The organism is Campylobacter sp. CH246, from assembly GCF_004378835.1.
GTDB lineage: Bacteria > Campylobacterota > Campylobacteria > Campylobacterales > Campylobacteraceae > Campylobacter_D > Campylobacter_D jejuni.
Map to the genome: position 1 here is coordinate 39,129 of NZ_RYYA01000009.1, position 20,647 is coordinate 59,775.

A 20,647-nucleotide genomic window follows, 5' to 3' on the forward strand; every position below is an offset into this window, starting at 1 on the left:
TTTAGATCTTAATTTTGCCTTCTAATTCTTCTTTATTTGTAAGTTTGCTATCAAATTTAACAACAAGATTTTTAGAGTTTTTATAAATATCTACAACCCCTAAATTTTCGCTAAAAGTATTGAAATTTAAAGGCGTTTCTAAAGGTAGATAAAGGTTTTTAAAATCAGCTGGATTTTTTAAGAAAAATAATGCCACAAGCCAAATTAGAGCTAAAACCACTAAAATAATAGCTAAAAGATTTAAGGCATCTAGATGTAAAAATATCCCTCCGATAATACCACCTATAAAACTTCCACCATATCCAAAAGCATTAAATAACCCTAATGCTGCACCTTTTTCATGAACTTTACAAAATTTTGATGCACAACTTTGCATAATAGGCTCGTGTAAATTAAAACCTATAAAAAAAATCACAACTGCTAGGATAAAAAAATCCATAGAATCACTAAGAGCAAAGAAAAGATAAGAAAGTATGAAAAAAACAATTCCTAAGAGTAAAATTTGTTTAGCCAAACCTCTTTTTTCGCCTAAACTTCCAGCAAAGCCCATAGCGATAAAACCTGCCACCATAGAAGCACTATAAACAATCCAAAGTTTATCAGAAGCAAAGCCTAAATGTTTTACTAGAATGATAGGAATACTTAAAAATGCTATACTCATAAGCATTTTTTGCATGAAATTAGTAAGATTCATAAGGGCTAAATTTTTTTGTTTAATAAGATGAAAAAAAGGAGTTTTTTCATTTTCATGAGTGATTTTATTTTCTTTAGGTACAACGGTATAAAGTAAAATTATACATAAAAGAGACAAAGCTGCACTAAGATCAAAAAGACTGGATAAACCCCATTTTGCACTCATTAGAGGAGAAATTACCATAGAAGCTGCGAAACTAAGTCCTATAAAAGAACCCATTACCGCCATGGCTTTACCACGATTTTCTTCTGTGATAAAATCACTTATCATTGCTGTAGCCACTGCCCCAATAGCCCCTGCACCTTGGAGCATTCTTCCTAAAAGCATGATGTAGATATTTTCCGCAAAAGAGCAGATTAAAGAGCCTATTATAAAAATAATCAGTCCAATGAGCATGGTTTTTTTACGACCAATTTTATCACTTAAAATCCCAAAAGGCATTTGTAAAATCATTTGGGTTAAGGCATAAACACCAACTAAAAGTCCCACTAAAAATTCATTAGCGCCTTCAAGTTTTAAAGCATAAAGACTTAAAACTGGCAAAACTATAAAAAGCCCAAAAAATCTTGTTCCAACTATGAAAGATAAGGGTAAGACATTGTTTAGCATTATCAATTTCCTATTAAATTTGAAATTTAAATTAGGATAATTTTACTATGAAATGGATTAAGCATTGATTAACATCGTTTTATCATTTGATATTTAAAAGCTACGCACAAGGATAAATTTTATAAAATCATATTTTTGTTTTTGATATTATTTTGGAGCTTTTGTTATGAAGATTATCCTAGCTACGAGCAATAAGCATAAAGTTTTAGAACTTAAAGAAATTTTAAAAGATTTTGAAATTTATGCTTTTGATGAAGTTTTAACACCTTTTGAGATTGAAGAAAATGGAAAAACTTTTAAAGAAAACGCCTTGATTAAAGCAAGAGCGGTTTTTAATGCTTTAGATGAAAAGCAAAAAAAAGATTTTATCGCCTTAAGTGATGATAGTGGCATTTGTGTAGATGTTTTAGAAGGAAATCCAGGAATTTATTCTGCTCGATTTAGCGGTAAGGGTGATGATAAAAGTAACCGTGATAAACTTGTCAATGAAATGATAAAAAAAGGTTGTAATCAAAGCAGGGCACATTATGTTGCTGCTATTGCTATGGTGGGTTTGATGGGGGAATTTAGCACACATGGAACCATGCATGGAAAAGTAATAGATACAGAAAAAGGTGAAAATGGTTTTGGTTATGATAGCCTTTTTATTCCAAAGGGTTTTGATAAAACCTTAGCCCAGCTTAGCGTGGATGAGAAGAATAACATCTCTCATCGTTTTAAAGCCTTAGAGCTTGCAAAAATCATTTTAAAGATTTTAAACAAAGGATAAAAATGAAAAATTTTTTAAAATATATAGCTATTATTGTTTTAATATATGCTCTTTATGTTGGTTTGGAAACTTGGTTTTCTTAGAATAAATAGTGATTAAAAAGCTTGGTAATAAGAACAAACTTCCACTTAAAAGCAAAATCATTACAAAAACGGTTAAAATTCCAAAATAAATTGTTGGAATAAAATTGCTACTCATCATAACACTAAAACCTAAAACTATGCTAATGGTAGTATAATAAAGTGCCGAACCTATACTAAGGTGAGAAATCATAATGGCTTCTTCTAGGCTTTTGTTTTTAATTTCTTCCCTAAAACGATAAATATAATGTATAGCATCATCAACGCCTATACCTATAGCAATAGCAGCTATAGTGATACTCATCATATCCAAAGGAATACCTAAAAGCCCCATAAGAGCAAAAACCACACTTAAAGGAATAACATTTACCAATATAGCCGCAACTGAAAATTTTAAATCTCTAAAAACAATGATAAAAAGTATAAAAATAGCTAAAATTACAAATATAAGAGTATCAAATTGCGATGAAAAAAGACTTTGGAGCATATTATTATAAAGCACCATTATGCCTGTGATTTGAACTTCTACTCCATCATTTTTTACAAGCTCGTTGAGCTGTTTTTTAAGATCTATTAAAAACTCATTACGTCTTAAATTCGGATCAGAATCAACAATACGCATGCTAAATCTTAACTCGTTATTTTCTATGCTTACAAAAGGTGAAAGCAAGTCTTGTTTAAATTTAGCAGGTAAATTCTCATTTAAAAACGCAAGGGCAAAATCATCTAACTCTTTTCCGTCGTTGATATTTTTCCCTAGGGTTAAAAGACTATTAAGACTTAAAACCGAGCCTACAAATTCTTTGTTTTCTAAAAATTCATGAACTTTTTTTGCAATACGTGTTTTTTTAGAGTCAAACCAATAAGTTTCTTGTGTGGCTAAATTTTCAAATTCACTTTCAAAACTATCAAGAGTATCACTTGTATTTTGATCGTTTTTATTATTTGGAAAACGAATGATCACTTCTAAAGGCAAGGTTCCACCTAGGTTTTTATCAATAACCAAAAGTCCTTTTTTGATTTCACTACCATCTTTGAAATAATTGACAAAAGAATTTTCAACTCTGAGTTTTGAAATGCCTATTAAAGCTAAGATTATAGCAAGAACTGAAATTCCATAAATCATGCGACGCTTTTTAGGATCAAGAGCGGTTTTGGCGCAAAAGGCTAAAAGATTAAATTTAAACTCTTTTTTATGATAATTTTTTGGTTTTAAAAGAACTAAGATACTTGCTAAAAACAAATAACTAAAGATAAGAGCTAAACCTATACCTATACTCATCATAATGCCAAGTTTTATGATAGGTTCGATATTTGATAGGATTAAAGAAAAAAATCCTATCATCGTTGTAACAATGGCATAAAGGCTAGGATTTGCTTTGGCTAGTAAGGTTTCAAGCACTATGCGCTCAACTTTAGCTTTGGGATGATTTTGGGTGCTTTCGATAAAATGCGTGATCAAATGAACAACTACACTTAAGGTGATAATTAAAACCAAAGCAATGTAATTTGATGAAATAACTGTGATTTGAAAATTTAAAAGCGCAAAAACTCCACTAGCCGCACTTAAGCTTATAAAACAAATAAAAAGAGGTAAAAAAACAAAGCGCCATGAACGGAAAAAATAATAAAGTGCAAGTCCTAGTAAAAATACAAGAGAAACACCATAGAGCACAAGATCAGATTTTATATAAGCTATCATATCATCAGCGATCATGCTTACGCCACCAAGGTAGAGCGTATCTTTATTTTTTTCATAATTTCGAACTATGCTTTTAATAGTATCTAGACTTTGTTTCGTGATAACTTTTTGCTTGTCTTGATGTTTTTTTATAGCAAGACGAATTTGATCTTTTTCTTTTTCATCGGTAGCAAGATCGCGTTTTTCTACAAGATCATTATAAACTGTATCAGGCTTTAAGTAAATAATAAGCCCTGTTACTTTTCCATCTTTTGAGATGATATTATTTTTATAAAAGGGACTATTTAAAATTTCATTTCGGGCTTTTGTGCGGTTTATATCTTGGCTTTCTATGTTTGGGATATTTTTTAACAGTTCTTTTAAATCCGTATTTTGTGAACTTTGAAGCAAAGGGGCATTGATGATGCTAAAAACGCGCTCTACTAAAGGGGCCTTTTCTAATTCTTCATGAAGTTTTTTTAATTTGGCTAAATTTTCATTTGAAAAAGGTTTTTCATCATAGGGTTTGAAGGCTAAAAGTAAAAAATTATCACTTTTATAATGTTTTGAAATTTCTCTAAAAGTTTTTAAATCTGCATCATCTTCTAAAAGTAAACTTTCAGCACTTGCATCTACGCTAAGCTTAAAAGCAAAAAAGCTTAAAAACAGGCATATAAACAAGGTTCCAAAAAAAGTACTTTTTGGACGAGAAATAAAAAACTTTAAAAGCTTTGCAAACATTATTCTATGACAATACTCTCAAGTTTTTGAAGTAGGGCATCAAAGCCTTGGTTGGCTAAAATATCTCCAAATTGTGATCTATAAGTTTGTACTATACTCACACCTAAAACATCTACATCATAAACAAGCCAGTTGTTATTATCATTGTAAAATTTGAAAATGATATTTTTTTCTTCCCCATCTACTACCATAGAAGTGGTTAAAAAATAGCGTTTTTCATTTTTTAACTCACCATTTTTGACCTTTAAAACCTGATCTTTATAAAGACTGAGTTTATCGGTAAAACTTTTTTTAAGACTTGCTTCAAAGGCTGTGGTAAATTTTTCTTGTTCTTTTGGATTTAATTTAGAATAATTTTTCGAAAGACTGAGTTTTGCCATGAGTTTATAATCTATTATGCTATCAAAAAGTTTAAAAATTCCATCAGCAGCTTGTTTTTTGTCTTCTTTGCTATCTTGTAAAAGTTTTAAGCTTGCATCAATGTTTTTTTGCATAGTACTAGAAATTTCATCTAGCTGTAAGGCAAAAGCATTAAAAAATAAAGCCAAGATTAAAAATATTTTTTTCATTATTTTCCTTTATTTGCTAAGTTCATTGCGTCTTTGCTCGTAAGCATCACGCAAGAATGGATATAAATTAGGCGTGTTGTGATAAATTTCATCAATTTCATCAAGTCTAAAACTAAGTTCATTACCAAATCCATAAGCACTTATAGCTATACTTGCCCAAGTAGGATCAATGTAAGCAGTAAAACTTGCATACCAAGTTGCAGGTAAAGCAAGAGTATCTCTAAGATTACTAGGGCCGAGTATAGGCAAGACAATATGAAAACCGCTTCCTACACCCCAGTGAGCCAAAACGGTTCCTAAGTCCGCGGGATGTTTTTTAAGACCCATTTTTGATGCCACATCCATAAGTCCACCAAAGCCCATAATGGTATTGGCGGTAAATCTTTTAAATTCTTCTCCCGCTTCTTCAAATTTAAACTGTAAAATATTGCCTACAAAACGCAAAGGAGCAAGTAAATTATCAAAGAAATTTCTTACCCCTAATCTTATAAATTCAGGAGTGATAGTGTTATAGCCTTTAAGAACGGGACGCAAACCATAATCATACAAAGCCACATTAAAACTTGTCATAGCTTTGTTATATCCTGAAAGTGGATCGTTTACTTGATAGTTTTGGTATTCTTGTTCGAAATCATCTAAATTTTGTTCTTTAGCAAAAGCAAAAATAGCAAAAAAAATTAAAATAAAAGATATAAATTTTATTCTCAAGCAAAAACTCCTAAAAATTATAAAAGTAAAATTATAGCAAATTTTTAATCAAGGTTTATATCCCAGTAAAAATCCACCCATTCAGTAGCTTCTTTTACTTTAAAATCAGGCTCTAAAAGAGCGGTTTTTTTGTAAAAAATGGTTGTAATTTTAAGCTCAATATGAGGAAATTTTTCAAGCAAAACTTTTTTTATTTCTGCTAAACTTTCTCCACTATCTACTATATCATCAATGAGTAGAATTTTTTTGTGCTTGCTTAAATCAGGAATGTTAAAAATTTCAATAGTATCAAGTTTTTTCGTATCATCGTAATGAATTGAGTTTAAAGCAAAAAGTTGACGCGTTTTTAAAGCCACTGCTAAAGAGTGTCCTAAACTCATCCCCCCTCTTGCTATAGCTAAAAGTGCATCAGGGTTAAAATCTTTTTTAATTTCTTTAGCAAGAATTTTTACATCTTCTTTAAATTCTTCATAGGAGTAAAATATCATTATATATCCTTATTTATTGTAGTGCCATAAGTAAAAAATTACCCAAAGATAATAAACTTAAAACTATAATGCCAAGATTGATTTTATCCCATTCGCGTTTAAAAATTCGTACAAGTAAATAAGAAAGAAAACCAAAAGCAAAACCTGTGGTGATGGAGTAAGTAAAAGGCATCATGATAATAGTAAAAAAGCTTGCTACAGCTATAGCACTATCTTTAAAATCTATATTTTTAACTTCCATAAACATTAAAATTCCAACCATTACAAGTACGGGGTATATTGCGTTTGCAGGAATGGCTTTAAAAAGTGGCAGTAAAAAAAGTGTAAAAGCAAAACAAATAGCTACAACTAAAGCTGTAAGCCCAGTTCTTCCTCCGCTTTCAACCCCTGTAGTGCTTTCAACAAAGGCTGTAACTGTAGAAGTGCCTGTCATAGCTCCTAAGGCTGATCCTGTTGCATCTGCCATTAAGGTTTTGCTTAGTTTTTTTTCTCCATTTTTAGGATCATCAAAAATCTTTCCTCTTTCACCCACACCTGTGATAGTTCCTATGCTATCAAAAAGTTGAGTGATAAAAAAAGTAAGAATTATAGGTATCATAGTAATATTTAAGGCACTTTTGATATCAAGTTGTAAAAAGATGGCTCCTAAACCATTTTCCATGCTAAAATTTGGCAAAGAAAAGATTTGCACAGGAGAACTTGCATTGTCTAAATGGAAAATCCAAGCAATAATGGAGCTTGCTAATACTCCCAAAATAAAAGCTCCGCGAAGTTTTATAGCCCAAAAAAAGATGATTAAAGCTAGAGTGAAAATTCCAAAAAGCACATGAGGACTTTTGAAATTTCCTATGCTGACTAAAGTATCTTTATTATGCATGATCACACCCATTTGACTTAAGCCTAAAAATGCAATAAAACAACCTATGCCCGCACAAATTGCAAGGCGTAAATCTTTTGGGATATTGCGGATTACCCAAAGGCGAAAATGCGTAAAAGAAAGTATGAGAAAAATAATACTTGAAATAAAAACAGCTCCCAAGGCACTTTGCCAAGCTATGTTTTGACCTAAACAAACCGCAAAGGTAAAATAAGCATTTAAACCCATTCCTACACTCATAGCTACAGGAGTATTGGCAAAAAAAGCATTAAAAGCACTTGCAACTATGGTGATTAAAGCTGTTGCGGTGATTAAAGCTTCTATGGGCATTCCTGTATTTCCTACTATGCTAGAATTTACGGGGATAATGTAAACCATAGCCAAAAAAGTAGTAAGCCCTGCTATAACTTCGGTTTTAAAACTCGTATTGTTTTCTTTGAGTTTAAAAAAGCTCATTTTTTCTCCTTAGTAGGTTTTTAGCTCATTGTATAAACTATCGCGTTCTACAGGAATAAGATTTGAAGTTTTTATCATATCGATAAAAGTTTTTAAACTTGTGCCTTTGGCGGACTTTGCACCACCTGCACTTTGTATGCTTTCTTTTTCTATAGTGCCGTCTAAATCATTAGCTCCAAATTCTTGTGCTACCATGGCTAAATTTAAAGTCATTGTTGCCCAGTAAGCTTTGATATTTTTAATATTATCAAGCACTAAACGAGAAATGGCAATGGTTTTTAAAATTTCTTCACTATCCATGATTTTATCAGTTTGTATAAAGCTATTATCCCTTTGCCAAACTAGAGGGATAAAAGCATTAAATCCACCAGTTTGATCTTGAAGATCGCGCAGTCTTAACATATGATCGATCCTGTGATGTCTTTCTTCTATATGTCCAAAAAGCATGGTAGCATTACTTTGCTTGCTTTTTTCATGCCAAAGTTTATGAATTTTAAGCCAATTTTCACTGCTAACTTTTCCATGACAAATTTTCTTACGCACTTCTTCATCAAAAATTTCAGCTCCACCGCCTGGCATGGAATCAACGCCGTATTCAAGCATTTTTTCTATCACTTCTTCATAACTCATTTTAAAACGACGATGTAAAAAATCAATCTCAGCAGCAGTCATAGCTTTTACATGAAGATTAGGATATTTTTCTTTTATCATTTTAAAAATTTCTAAATACCATTGCCAAGTTGTATCTTTGTTGTGAGCTGAAACGATATGTACTTCTTTGGTTTCTCGTTTTACGGTTTCATCAACAATTTTCATGATTTCTTCATGAGTCATCAAATAAGGATTAGGATTTTTTCGGTGTGCTGAAAAGGCGCAAAATTTACAGGTATCTGCACAGATATTAGTTGGGTTGATATGGCGATTGATATTAAAATAGACTTTTTTTCCATGAAGTTTAGTGCGTTTTTTGTGAGCGTATTTACCTAAGGTAAAAAGATCTAGATCCCAAAGTGCGTTGGCTTCTTCTTGGTTTAATCTTTCTTCATTTTCTAGTTTGGTGATTAAATTTTTCATTTTAATTTTACTCTTTTACTGTTTTTAAATAAAGCATTATAATTTTTGCTTACTGAAAAAGAGTTTATAGAAAAAGCCAAAATAAAAGATATTTTTGTTAAGATTATTATTAAAATATTAAAATTTAAAGAGAGTAGAAATTTTGTTAAATAAAGAATTAGAAATTTTTAAAAAAAATCTTAGTTCCTATACCCAAAGTTGTAGAAAATTTTTTCTTAAGCAAGGGGCATTTAGCTTATATCATTCTAAAAATATGGATAATTTCATAAAAAAAGCTTATGATATAGTTCTTAAAGATTATTTTGATGATTTTTCACCTCCAAGTGATAATATCCCTTTTTGTGTTTTAGCAAGCAAAGCATATGCAAATAATAGTCTTTGTTTTAATGAAAGTATTTCTTTGATTTTTGTTTATAAAGATATTAAGGCTTTTCATTTAAAACCTATAATTAAGGCTTTTATCGAAATTTTAAATGATGCGCATTTGCAAATTGATTCGGTTATCTTAGAATTTAATGGACTTTATAATGCTAGCAATGAGCTTAAGACTTCTATAATACAAACTCGTTTCATATGTGGTTCTAGGATTTTATTTAAAGGGATTAAGATAAAATTTGAGAGTATTATAAAAGAAAATAAAAATGATTTTGCCAAGCTTTTACTAGAAAATTTTAAAGAATTTGACATTCCATTTATAAAGCAAGAATTTAATATCTTAAAAGATTTTGGCGGATTAAATCATTTAAGATCCTTAGAGAGTTTGCTTGTTCTTTTTAAGACTTCTCCAAAAAATTATGCTTTAAATTTTATAGATGAAAAAAATTTAAGCGAGTTGCGTTTAGCTGGAGATTTTTTACTTTCTTTAAAATCAGCGATGAATTTATTAAGTGCTAAAGATGAGGATGAATTTTTACTTATTAATGTTCATGATTTGAGTGAATTAATGTATAAAAAAGCTAAAAAACATTTTGGAGCAAATGAGTTGTTGGTTCAAAAGGCTTTGCAAAGTATGCATACTATAGGTTTTTATACACACTTTTTAGCAAAGCAAATTCAAGATGGATTAAATCATACTCTTAAACAAGAATATAAATTTAAAACTCTTGTGGAAGTTTTAGAATACTTATTAAAACTTGAAGATAAACATGTTATTTTCGATCTTAACTTGGTTTTTGCCCTAAGAAGATTGAAATACGGTAAAAAAGATATAGAAAAAGCTTTAATACTTTTTGAGAAAATTTTTTATAAAAGGCATAGTTTTTGTGTTTTAAAACTTTTGCTTGATAGTGGAATTTTAAAAGATTTATGTAAGCCTTTTTGGACAGTTCGTTTTTTAAGCGATGAAGAAGGAAATTATAGTTTTGATGAGCAAGTTTTTCTTATGTTAAGTGAATTTGAAAAATATGAAGATGAGCTTGAGATACTCCAAAAACTTAAAACCGATGAAAAAATGATTTTAAAGCTTGTGATACTTTTAAGCGCTATAGAAAGTGAAAATGAAATTTCTTTAGCAGGCATATATAGAGCGTATTGCTCTAAATTTGATTTAAAGAATGAAATTTTAGAATGGGGTCTTAAGATATTTAAAAACAATAATGCCTTAAAAGATCTTGTAGAAAAAGAAGATATATACAATCCTATTGTTGTAAGTAGCTTGGTTTCTAAGCTAGAAAATTTAGAAAATTTAGAGCTTTTATACACTTTAACTTGGCTAAAGGCTAAGGCTTTAAATTATAATGCTTTTTATTTTAGAGTTCTTGATAAACTTTTAGAAAATGCAAAACAAGGTTTTGAAGATGAAAATCTACTTGAAGAAAGCGCAAGAAGAGTAAAAAAAGAATTAACACTTAAAAGAAGTAAGATTTTTTTAGAGCAAGATGAAATTTTGCAAGATAAAATCATACATATCAAATCAAATCTTTTTATTATAAAAAATACTTTTGAAGATATTGTTATGATTTCTAAATTAGCCAAAGAAAATGATTTTAAATTTTGGTTTAGTAATGAAACAAATCTTAGTTTGCAAATTGTTGCACCACTTCATTTTAATATTGCCATTATTTTAAGTTCTTTAACAAATTTAAATCTTATTTTCATGAACTTTTTTGAACTTTTTGATAATAAAATTTATTTAAGATTTGAATATGATAATATTATCAGTGATGAGCAAAAACTAAAACTTTGCGAGCTTTTAAATTCAAATCTTTCTGGTTTTAATTTGAAAAAAATTAAAAAGCCAATCATTAAAAAAGATGAGTTAAAATTAGACTTAAACTATTCTAAAATGTATGCCAAATTAGGTCTTAATACCAAAGATCAGCAGGGTTTAATGGCGTATTTGATGAATGTTTTTAATGAACTTGAACTTGTTTTATGTGCAGCAAAAATTCAAACCATAAGACAAAGAACGCGTAATATTTTTATTTTTCAAAAGAATGAAAAATTAGAACATAGCGAGCAAAAGTTAGTTAATTTATTAATAAGTGAGTAACAAAATGTGTGGAATCGTAGGCTATATAGGAAATAATGAAAAAAAACAAATTATACTAAATGGACTTAAAGAATTAGAATATCGTGGCTATGATAGTGCGGGTATGGCAGTGATGCAAGAAGGAGAGCTTAGTTTTTTTAAAGCTGTAGGAAAGCTTGAAAATTTGGCGAATAAATGCACGGATTTTGAAAGTCAAGGTTATGGTTTTGCTATAGGTCATACAAGATGGGCAACTCATGGTAAGCCTACTGAAATCAACGCACATCCTCATTTAGGACAGTATTCTTGTGTGATTCACAATGGTATTATAGAAAATTATAAAGAAATCAAAGACAAACTTGAAAAAGAAGGCGTGAGTTTTTTAAGTCAAACCGATACAGAAGTTATTGTCCAGCTTTTTGAATTTTATGCAAGAAATTTGGGAGTTTTTGAAGCTTGGCAAAAAACCATCAAAGAACTTCGCGGTGCTTTTGCTACTTTGTTAGTAACAAAAAAAGATCCCAAACATGTGTATTTTGCAAAAAATGCTGCTCCTTTGATTATCGGTAAAAATGCAAATAAAGAATGGTATTTTTCTTCAGGTGATGCGCCTTTGATAGGAAGTTGTGATGAGGTAATGTATCTTGAAGATTTAAGCTTGGGATACGCGAGTAAAGATGAGCTTGTTGTTTATGAAAATGATGTTTTAAAATCACTTTGTTTTTCTAAGCTTTCAGGCGATAAGGCTTATGCAAAAAAAGATGGCTTTCGCTTTTTTATGGAAAAAGAAATTTATGAACAAAGTCGCGTGATGAGTGAAGTTTTAATGGGGCGTATTCAAGGCGATGAAGTCGTTTTTGATGAGTTAAACAATGAAGATTTAAGTCAAGTAGATGAAATCACGCTTTGTGCTTGTGGAACAAGCTATCATGCTGCAATGGCAAGTGCTTATTTGTTTGAAAGAATTGCTAAAGTTAAAGCTAAAGTAGAAATTGCAAGTGAATTTCGCTACCGTGAAGCAATTATAAAAAAAGATTCTTTATTTATCGTTATTTCTCAAAGTGGAGAAACAGCAGACACTTTAGAGGCTTTAAAGATTGCAAAAGAGCAGGGCGCTAAGACTTTTGCAATTTGTAATGTGGATAATTCTAATATAGTGCGTTTAGCACACCTAAGTCTTTTAACTCGTGCGGGTATAGAAAAAGGAGTTGCTTCAACTAAAGCTTTTGCCACTCAGGTTTTAACACTTTGGATGCTTGCTATTTTTATGGCACAAAAAAGAAATTTAAATGTTTCTGCTGAAATTAAAGCACTTTTGCATACTCCAAATTGCGTGAGTGTAAAACAGGCTTTACATGAAAAAATTCATCGTTTATCTAAGCGTTATTTAGATGGACATGGCTTTTTCTTTATAGGCAGAGATGTGTTTTATCCTTTGGCTTTAGAAGGAGCTTTGAAACTTAAAGAATTATCTTATCTTCACGCTGAGGGTTATCCTGCAGGAGAGATGAAACATGGCCCTATTGCTTTGGCTGATTCTAAGCTTTATACTATAGCTTTAATGCCAAAGCACATGCTTTATGAAAAAACAAAATCAAATGTTGAAGAGCTTATTGCTAGGGATTCTACAGTGCTTAGCATTTCACCTTTAGAATTTGATTTAAGTGATGATTTTATAAAAACCAATGAGCAAGATCATTATATGTGTGAATTTTTTGAAATGATGATCATTACTCAACTTTTGGCGATGGAAATTTCCATAAGACTTGGTAATGATGTGGATATGCCAAGAAATTTGGCTAAAAGCGTAACAGTCGAATAATCCGTGCAGTTTAAATAAACTGCACATAACTTTCAAATACTTCAAAAAAATATAAATAAATTTTAAATTATAAGCTAACTTTATGCTTATTTTTGTTTAAATAATTCTAACAATATTTCTAGAAAGGAAACACTATGGAATATAGAGTTGAACACGATACTATGGGTGAAGTTAAGGTCCCAAATGACAAATATTGGGGAGCTCAAACTGAAAGAAGTTTTGAAAATTTCAAAATCGGTTGTGAGAAAATGCCAAAGGTTTTAATCTATGCTTTTGCAAATCTTAAAAAATCTTTAGCTTTAGTCAATAACAAACTTGGCAAACTTGATGATGCTAAGAAAAATGCTATAGTTCAAGCTTGCGATGAGATTATCGCAGGTAAATTTGATGATAATTTTCCACTTGCGATTTGGCAAACAGGTTCAGGCACACAAAGTAATATGAATATGAATGAAGTTATTGCAAATCGTGCCACTGAAATCATGGGCGGAGATTTTCGCAAAGAAAAGCTTGTACATCCAAATGATCATGTTAATATGAGTCAAAGTTCAAATGATACTTTTCCAACTGCTATGAGTATCGTTGCGGTTGAGCAAGTAGAGAAAAAGCTTATCCCTGCGCTTGATGAGCTTATTGCAACTTTTGAAAAAAAAGTAAAAGAATTTGATGGTATTATCAAGATAGGACGCACGCATTTACAAGATGCTACGCCACTTACTCTAGCACAAGAATTTAGTGGATATCTTTCTATGCTTTTGCATTCAAAAGAGCAAATCATCGCTTCTTTACCAACTTTAAGAGAACTTGCCATAGGAGGAACTGCAGTAGGAACAGGGCTTAATGCACATCCAGAATTAAGCCAAAAAGTAAGTGAAGAGCTAACTCAACTTATAGGTACGAAATTTGTTTCAAGTCCAAATAAATTTCATGCTTTAACAAGTCATGATGCGATTAATTTTACTCATGGAGCTATGAAAGGTTTGGCTGCAAATTTAATGAAAATTGCAAATGATATAAGATGGTTAGCTTCAGGCCCAAGATGTGGTCTTGGTGAGCTTATCATCCCTGAAAATGAGCCAGGAAGTTCGATTATGCCAGGTAAGGTAAATCCTACCCAGTGCGAAGCTGTTACTATGGTTGCTGTACAAGTGATGGGAAATGATGCAGCTATCGGATTTGCAGCAAGTCAAGGAAATTTTGAACTTAATGTGTTTAAGCCTGTGATTATTTATAATTTCTTGCAAAGTCTTGATTTGTTGGCTGATTCTATGCATTCATTCAATATCCATTGTGCTGTAGGTATAGAACCAAATCGTGCAAAAATCGATCATAATCTTCATAATTCTTTAATGCTAGTTACTGCTCTAAATCCACACATAGGTTATGAAAACGCTGCTAAAGTAGCCAAAAATGCTCATAAAAAAGGTATTTCTTTAAAAGAAAGCGCAATGGAGCTTGGTTTGGTTGGCGAAGAAGATTTCAATAAATTTGTTGATCCTACTAAAATGATAGGCCCAAAAGCCTAGAACATAAAACTTGCCTTTTTTAAGGCAAGTTAAATTAAATTCTTATCTTTTAAAATCACATACATTCTTAAAGTTGATACAAAAAAGGTTAAAATCGCAGGACCTAGTATAATACCCCAAAAACCAAAGGTTGAAATTCCTGCTATCATAGCCAAGAAAATTAAAAGTTCGTTGATTTTGGTAGGGGTTTTTACAAGTTTTTTGTTGATCCATTTGATAATTAAAGGTTTGATTAAAGTATCTGCTATAAAAGAAATTACAATTACAGAATAAATAAAAATAACAAGAGCTGAGTTAAGATTGTTTGAGGCAAATTCATAAAGACTTACAGGCACATAAATTAAAGCTCCTCCTATAGCAGGTATGAGAGAACTTACAGCAAAAATTACTCCCATTAAAATTCCATCATAACCATAAAACATTGTGATTAAACCAAAAAGTGCACCTTGAAATATTGCTACAATTACCATAGAGTAAAGCACAACAGCCATAACATTACCCACTTCGCTTAAAACATCATCGAGTTCTTTTTTATCAATGGGAATGATGGATTTAAGATAGATAACAAGTTCTGTTCCATATAGATTTGCAAAGAAATAAAACACACAAATTAAAACCATATCTATAAGAAATTTAGCTCCTGATTTTGTAAAACTTGAAGCATAACTTAGAATTTGTTTAGAAATGCTATTTAAATCTATAGAAGCTAAAAATTCTTTGATTTTAGGTTCTAAAAAATTAAAGCTTTCAGGCAAAGTAAATTGATAGTTTTTGACATAATCAAGTGTTTGTGTGACTAAATTAATATCAAAATTTTTTAAAGCTTTGGCAAGTTCTATCATAGCATAAACAAAAGGTGCAAAGAAAAGCAAAACCATACAAGTTGTTGTAAGAATGGAAGCTAAAAATTTATGCCCTTTAGTAAGATTTAAAAATTTCGCATTGATATTTGAGGTAGCTACCGCCATTAAACTAGCTATGATAATTACAAGTAAAAAACCTTTAAAAAGGTAAAGCAAAAGAAATAAAATGACTAAAATAAAGCTTATAAGAAAGAATTTTCCATTTTGCAAAATTTACTCCTCAAATAAAGTTTTTTCATAGTTTAGTTTTAAAGCACTATAGCTTTTTGCACTCGCTATACGCCCTTTTGCAGTGCGTTCTATATAGCCATTAGCTAGTAAATAAGGCTCGATTACATCTTCTATGGTATTTTCATCTTCGCTTAAAGCCGCAGCAATACTTGCAAGTCCGATAGGTTTTTGCTTAGCAGCGGTTAAAAGTTCAAGATATCTTAAATCCATCGCATCAAAACCAAGCTCATTAACTCCTAAAGAATTTAAGGCCTCATTAGCTCTTTTTTCTGTGATAATCTCTTCATCATTAACATCAGCAAAATCTCTAACTCTTTTTAAAAGCCTTAGAGCTATTCTAGGAGTTGAACGACTTCTTTTAGCGATCTCAAGTGCGGCTTTTTCTTCACAAGTTTTATTAAGTTTTAAAGCTGCTTTTTGCAAGATTAGGGCAAGTTCGCTATCTTTGTAAAATTCTAATCTAAATTGCATACCAAAACGATCACGTAAAGGATTGCTAAGCATACCTGCACGCGTTGTAGCCCCTATAAGAGTAAATTTTGGTAAATCGATTTTTATAGTTTGAGCAGCTGGGCCACTACCTATAATGATATCAAGGCGGTAATCCTCCATTGCAGGGTAAAGCACTTCTTCGATAGCAGGGCTTAAGCGGTGAATTTCATCGATAAAAAGTATATCTCCTTCGCTAAGATTGGTTAAAATGGCTGCTAAATCTCCGCTTTTTTCTATCATAGGAGCGGCGGTTGTTTTGATATTTGCACCCATTTCATAGGAGATGATATTAGCTAGTGTTGTTTTTCCAAGTCCTGCAGGACCGCTAAAAAGTATATGATCTAAACATTCATTGCGTTTTTTAGCTGCAGCTATAAAGACATTTAAATTTTTTTTAATGCTTTCTTGACCTATATAACCATCAAAATTTGAAGGACGCAACGAAGTTTCGTAAGTTTCATCAAAGGAGTATTTTTCTATTTCTACTATTCTATCCATATCTTTGCTTATATTTTGGAAAAATTAAAATAAGATTTTAGCTAAAATTTGCTAGAATTTACATTAAACTTTAATGATTATGGTTTAAAAATGGGAATTTTAACAAAATTAGAATTAGATTATGAAATTGACGATATAGAAAAATTTTTGCAATTTTTTAGAACCATGTGCGATAGGTTTGAACCTTTAATCATCAAGCTTGGAAGCGATAGTGTGCGTTATAAAGAAGCCATAAAAGAGCTTGAAACTTTAGCACACAATACCGCTTGGGCAGCAAGACGCTTAAATCTTGAAGAAGTGACTGATTTTTGTGTATTTTGTGAAGAGATGATGGCGCAAGCAAATCGCTTTAATGGGCCTGCTAGTGATGAATTTACGGATTGGATGCTTTTGATGAGTGATCAGTTTGAAAAATATTGTCGTTCATATGAAAATGATGATTCTGTTTTAGCGGTTTTTAATCCTTTAATTGTTAATGTTCCAAATATTATTTCTAAATAAGGGAGCGACTTGGCTTCGACAGGAGTAAGTCTGCTTAGATGGCATGTCGCTTTGGGCAAAGCGTAAAAAGCCCAAATAAAATTAAACGCAAACAACGTTAAATTCGCTCCTGCTTACGCAAAAGCTGCGTAAGTTCAGTTGAGCCTGAAATTTAAGTCATACTATCTAGCTTAATTTTCGGTCATTTTTGATAGTGTAGCCTTGCGTTTGACAAGCGTTGAGGTGAAATAAAGTCTTAGCCTTGCTTTTGAGTTTTGGAAGATGAGCGAAGTAGGGTGAAGTAGTCATCTTTGCTAAGCATGTAGAGGTCTTTGTGGGATTATTTTTGGACAGGGGTTCGATTCCCCTCGCTTCCACCATCACGCTAATTTTAAGTAAATCATAAGTTTATTTCAAATTTTTAGAATTTTTTATATGAAGTTAAGATCGATTTATTACCCTTAAAGCTTTGATATATTAGGTTTTATAATTTTTCATTAAAAATTTATAGTTTTATTTTTAAGCTTATTTTTAGGGGGGTATAATTTTTCCTTCAGTTTAAATTTATTGAAGGAGAAACTTATGAAGAAAAATGCTTCGAGCAAGATATTGCTAAGCTTAGGTGTAGCAACTTTGCTTTATTCGGGTGCTTTTGCAGCAGAGATTACTTTTAATGGCGATAGTGATTTAGACAAATATTTTGATATCAATGAAAAAGACAATGTTGCTACTTTTAAAAATGAAAATTATAAAAACAAGCAAGATGTAACTTTTAATATCAGCACTTCAGCTTTTGATGATGCCCCTGAAGATACTAAAATCAACATTGATTTAGGCAATAATTCTTTAACTTTGAAAAACCAAATGGATTATCAAGGCAAAACAGCTGCTTTAGTAAAAAATTTCAATGTAGATGCCAAAGATTTTAAAACTACTGATATAGGACTTAGTTATTTTAATGCAGGAATTATTAATGCTAATTTTACAATGGAAGGTTCAGGTAAAGATTTTGATCTTGGCAATATAGATAAAAATAAAGCTTCATCTTTGTTAATTTTTAATGGTAGCAGAGAAAATACTAACGATACTGTAAATGGCAGCTTAACTGTAAATGGAGACTTTAGCACAACAAATAGTGCTATTGTTTCAATGAAAAGCGATACTTTTAAAGTCAATGGAACAGCAACGCTTAAAGAAGCAGGTCTTGGATTTTTATCTCAATCTTATTCTAATTTAGATGTAAATGATTTTATTGCTTTAAGAGCGAAAGACATAAAAACAGATACACTTAATGAAGACACTAACGCAGGAGCTTTGATTTTAAAAACTGCAAGTTCTTATATAAATGAAAACTTGCTAAATGGCGATGATTATGCTGCTTATCTTGATGTTACAGATGATAAGAAGTATGGAGGTGCCTTTGTGGATTATAAACTTAGCCTTAAAAACTGTGGTGGTGATAAATGCTTAGTGATTAATGGAGGTGCTACTGCAGCGGCTAAAAATTTAACTAATCAAATCGCAGTAGATCTTGAAGCTATCACTAGAATCATAGATGGTTTAGATAATGAGCAAGCCAAAAAAGCCCTACAAGAACAAAAAACTGAACTTGAAAAACTTCAACAAGAAGCTATGCAAAACGGTGGCAAAATCGATGATGAAAAATACATTGATTTAGTAAATAAAAATTCAAATTTAAATCTTAGTGCTAATGATAAAGCTTCTATTCTAGTACTTCGTTCTATCACAGAACAATTAGGAAGTATAGGCGCAGATTTAGCAAGTAGAGAAGGTGTAAAACTAGCCCTACAAATCAAAAAAGACACAGACAATACAGGTAAATCTGTATCTAATTTCAATTCAGCTTCTAGTGCAGTTAATACCACTATGAATATTTCTAATGATGTTTCTATAGGTTCTCGTGTAGCAATGTTAAACAATCCTTTTGGAACTTATGCTTCTAAAATGAATGGCCTTAAATTTGCTGCTTTAGATAGTGATATGAGACCAAGCTATGTAAATGAATATACCAATAGTGTTTGGGCTAATGCTTTTGGTGGTGCTAACATTATCGATGGAGATAGTGGTGCAATGTATGGTGCTACCGTGGGAGTAGATAAACAAGCTAATGATAATGTTTTATGGGGTGCTTATTTTACTTATGCAAATGCTAAAATCAAAGACAATAATTTAGAACAAAAAAGCGATAACTTCCAATTAGGTATGTATTCTACTATCAATATAGCTCCGCAATGGGAACTTAATCTTAAAGCTTATGCTCAAGTTTCTCCAACTAAACAAGACAATGTTCAAAGTAGATGGTGCATATAACTCAGATTATACAAGTAAATTCTTAGGACTTAGTGCTAATGCAGGTCGTGTATTTGATCTTAGTGATAATACTTTATTTATTAAACCTTTTGCGGGAGTAAATTATTATTTTAGTTATACTCCATCTCATACAGAAAATGGTGCTATTGCCAAAGATATTGATTCTATGAAAAATAATTCTGTAAGTGTTGAAGTGGGTGCTGAATTTAGAAAATATATGAATGAAAACTCTTATATTTTTGTAACTCCAAAAATAGAACAATTTGTTATCAATAGTGGTGATGATTACACAGCTAACCTAGCTGTAAATAATGCTTTCTTTACTAGTGTAGAAGCTAACAACAAGAAAAAAACATACGGACAAATTATCGTAGGGGCTGTCCGTCCGTTCCGTTACTTCCCCCTGTGCTTCAAGGTCTGGTCGGATTCCCTGCAACGGCAGAACTCCGTGTAGGATAATTCCACATAGCCGCCACTTTCTCTGATATATACCTTTCTTGGTGCATATTTCACCATAAATACCTCCCATCTGAATTTTTGAAATGTAAAAAATCCAGATGGAGAGGCGGAGAACGACACCGCATATCAGAAACAGCCCTACGGCACTTTCCAACAAAAATCGACAAAAGAAAAACCGCAAAGGCTCTGTGACCTTTACGGTTATAGGAAATAGTAATTCTATTGTATGGAGATTGTACTTCTACTTTCAAGGTGAGAAGTACCGTTGCACTGGCAGAAATTTTTTTAACTGGTTTCCTGCCGTTCTCTGATATGCTATGTATTGATAAATTTTGCTTCGTATGAGCAGATAGATAACTGCCCGAAAAAAGGACATAAAAAAATCCCTCCAAATTTAAAAACAAATTCAGAGGGTAATTTAGGGTATAACAAAATAACCCACCCGAATATCGTTTTTTTTATTTGGTGAGTTTGTTCTTTCAAATACGAAACAAAAAGAGCCGATGATTCGTGAATTGTTCCACAATTTCATCGGCTCTGCGTCTTAAGCGTCTGGCTCTTTGATGACAGTTATCTTCAAGTTGTCAACTTTAATCAATCTTTCTTGTCTGCATTTTGGACAATAAAGGGGATAATTCTCCAAAACAGTGTCCTTCCTAATTTTATTACGGGTTTTGCTCCCACAAACAGGACACAATATCCATTCGCATTTCATCATAATTAGTCTCT

General features: G+C 31.5%; 15 protein-coding genes, 1 other RNA gene and 1 pseudogene. 7 read left to right on the forward strand and 10 right to left on the reverse strand.

Going from position 1 to position 20,647, the window contains the following annotated elements:
* Nucleotide 1 precedes the first annotated feature (1 nt).
* Complete coding sequence (locus ELQ06_RS07410) at nucleotides 2-1,303, reverse strand: MFS transporter (protein WP_052823882.1); 1,302 nt, start codon at nucleotides 1,301-1,303, stop codon at nucleotides 2-4.
* A 166-nt stretch (nucleotides 1,304-1,469) separates the two neighbouring features.
* Here ELQ06_RS07410 and rdgB point away from each other — a divergent pair, with 166 nt between their 5' ends.
* Complete coding sequence (gene rdgB / locus ELQ06_RS07415) at nucleotides 1,470-2,072, forward strand: RdgB/HAM1 family non-canonical purine NTP pyrophosphatase (RefSeq protein WP_052823881.1); 603 nt, start codon at nucleotides 1,470-1,472, stop codon at nucleotides 2,070-2,072.
* Between the two features lie 30 nt (nucleotides 2,073-2,102).
* Here rdgB and ELQ06_RS07420 read toward each other — a convergent pair whose 3' ends face one another.
* The 6 genes from ELQ06_RS07420 to mqnE are packed head-to-tail and all read right to left on the reverse strand — an operon-like array spanning nucleotide 2,103 to nucleotide 8,746.
* Complete coding sequence (locus tag ELQ06_RS07420) at nucleotides 2,103-4,574, reverse strand: RND family transporter (protein ID WP_052823880.1); 2,472 nt, start codon at nucleotides 4,572-4,574, stop codon at nucleotides 2,103-2,105.
* Complete coding sequence (locus ELQ06_RS07425) at nucleotides 4,574-5,143, reverse strand: phospholipid-binding protein MlaC (protein ID WP_002856450.1); 570 nt, start codon at nucleotides 5,141-5,143, stop codon at nucleotides 4,574-4,576. The genes ELQ06_RS07420 and ELQ06_RS07425 overlap by 1 nt, the downstream gene beginning before the upstream one ends.
* A gap of 9 nt (nucleotides 5,144-5,152) precedes the next feature.
* Nucleotides 5,153-5,851 carry a VacJ family lipoprotein gene (locus tag ELQ06_RS07430; RefSeq protein ID WP_002859657.1) on the reverse strand — a complete coding sequence of 233 codons (699 nt, stop codon included), beginning with the start codon at nucleotides 5,849-5,851 and terminating at the stop codon, nucleotides 5,153-5,155.
* 44 nt (nucleotides 5,852-5,895) lie between these two features.
* A complete protein-coding gene (locus ELQ06_RS07435; RefSeq protein WP_002892911.1) occupies nucleotides 5,896-6,339 on the reverse strand; it encodes a phosphoribosyltransferase family protein in 444 nt (147 codons plus the stop codon).
* A gap of 13 nt (nucleotides 6,340-6,352) precedes the next feature.
* The gene (locus tag ELQ06_RS07440) at nucleotides 6,353-7,672 is read right to left on the reverse strand and encodes an NCS2 family permease (protein ID WP_052798038.1); all 1,320 of its coding nucleotides are present in this window, start codon (nucleotides 7,670-7,672) and stop codon (nucleotides 6,353-6,355) included.
* Between the two features lie 9 nt (nucleotides 7,673-7,681).
* The gene (gene mqnE / locus ELQ06_RS07445) at nucleotides 7,682-8,746 is read right to left on the reverse strand and encodes an aminofutalosine synthase MqnE (protein ID WP_002856525.1); all 1,065 of its coding nucleotides are present in this window, start codon (nucleotides 8,744-8,746) and stop codon (nucleotides 7,682-7,684) included.
* Nucleotides 8,747-8,888: 142 nt separating this feature from the next.
* Between mqnE and ELQ06_RS07450 the strand changes: the two genes are divergently transcribed.
* The 3 genes from ELQ06_RS07450 to fumC all read left to right on the forward strand — a co-directional run bounded on the left by ELQ06_RS07450 (nucleotide 8,889) and on the right by fumC (nucleotide 14,564).
* Nucleotides 8,889-11,237: a nucleotidyltransferase gene (locus tag ELQ06_RS07450; protein ID WP_052798039.1), complete on the forward strand. Its 2,349-nt coding sequence runs from the start codon at nucleotides 8,889-8,891 to the stop codon at nucleotides 11,235-11,237.
* A gap of 4 nt (nucleotides 11,238-11,241) precedes the next feature.
* A complete protein-coding gene (glmS, locus tag ELQ06_RS07455; protein ID WP_052798040.1) occupies nucleotides 11,242-13,038 on the forward strand; it encodes a glutamine--fructose-6-phosphate transaminase (isomerizing) in 1,797 nt (598 codons plus the stop codon).
* A gap of 134 nt (nucleotides 13,039-13,172) precedes the next feature.
* Entirely contained in the window at nucleotides 13,173-14,564 is a 1,392-nt protein-coding gene (gene fumC / locus ELQ06_RS07460; protein ID WP_002877339.1) for a class II fumarate hydratase, read from the forward strand.
* Between the two features lie 29 nt (nucleotides 14,565-14,593).
* Here the strand turns inward: fumC and ELQ06_RS07465 are convergent, their stop codons facing one another.
* Nucleotides 14,594-15,637, reverse strand: a complete 1,044-nt coding sequence (locus tag ELQ06_RS07465) for an AI-2E family transporter (RefSeq protein ID WP_002862038.1) — start codon at nucleotides 15,635-15,637, stop codon at nucleotides 14,594-14,596.
* Nucleotides 15,638-15,640: 3 nt separating this feature from the next.
* A complete protein-coding gene (gene ruvB / locus ELQ06_RS07470) occupies nucleotides 15,641-16,648 on the reverse strand; it encodes a Holliday junction branch migration DNA helicase RuvB (RefSeq protein ID WP_002866780.1) in 1,008 nt (335 codons plus the stop codon).
* A 90-nt stretch (nucleotides 16,649-16,738) separates the two neighbouring features.
* Here ruvB and ELQ06_RS07475 point away from each other — a divergent pair, with 90 nt between their 5' ends.
* The 3 genes and pseudogenes from ELQ06_RS07475 to capC form a co-directional block, all read left to right on the forward strand.
* Complete coding sequence (locus tag ELQ06_RS07475) at nucleotides 16,739-17,149, forward strand: hypothetical protein (RefSeq protein ID WP_002783915.1); 411 nt, start codon at nucleotides 16,739-16,741, stop codon at nucleotides 17,147-17,149.
* Nucleotides 17,150-17,508, forward strand: a transfer-messenger RNA (tmRNA) gene (gene ssrA / locus ELQ06_RS07480).
* 202 nt (nucleotides 17,509-17,710) lie between these two features.
* Nucleotides 17,711-19,835, forward strand: a pseudogene (capC, locus tag ELQ06_RS07485) (autotransporter adhesin CapC); the annotation flags it as partial.
* Between the two features lie 627 nt (nucleotides 19,836-20,462).
* Here capC and ELQ06_RS07505 read toward each other — a convergent pair.
* Nucleotides 20,463-20,636, reverse strand: a complete 174-nt coding sequence (locus ELQ06_RS07505) for a cysteine-rich KTR domain-containing protein (protein ID WP_002779755.1) — start codon at nucleotides 20,634-20,636, stop codon at nucleotides 20,463-20,465.
* Nucleotides 20,637-20,647: the final 11 nt, after the last annotated feature.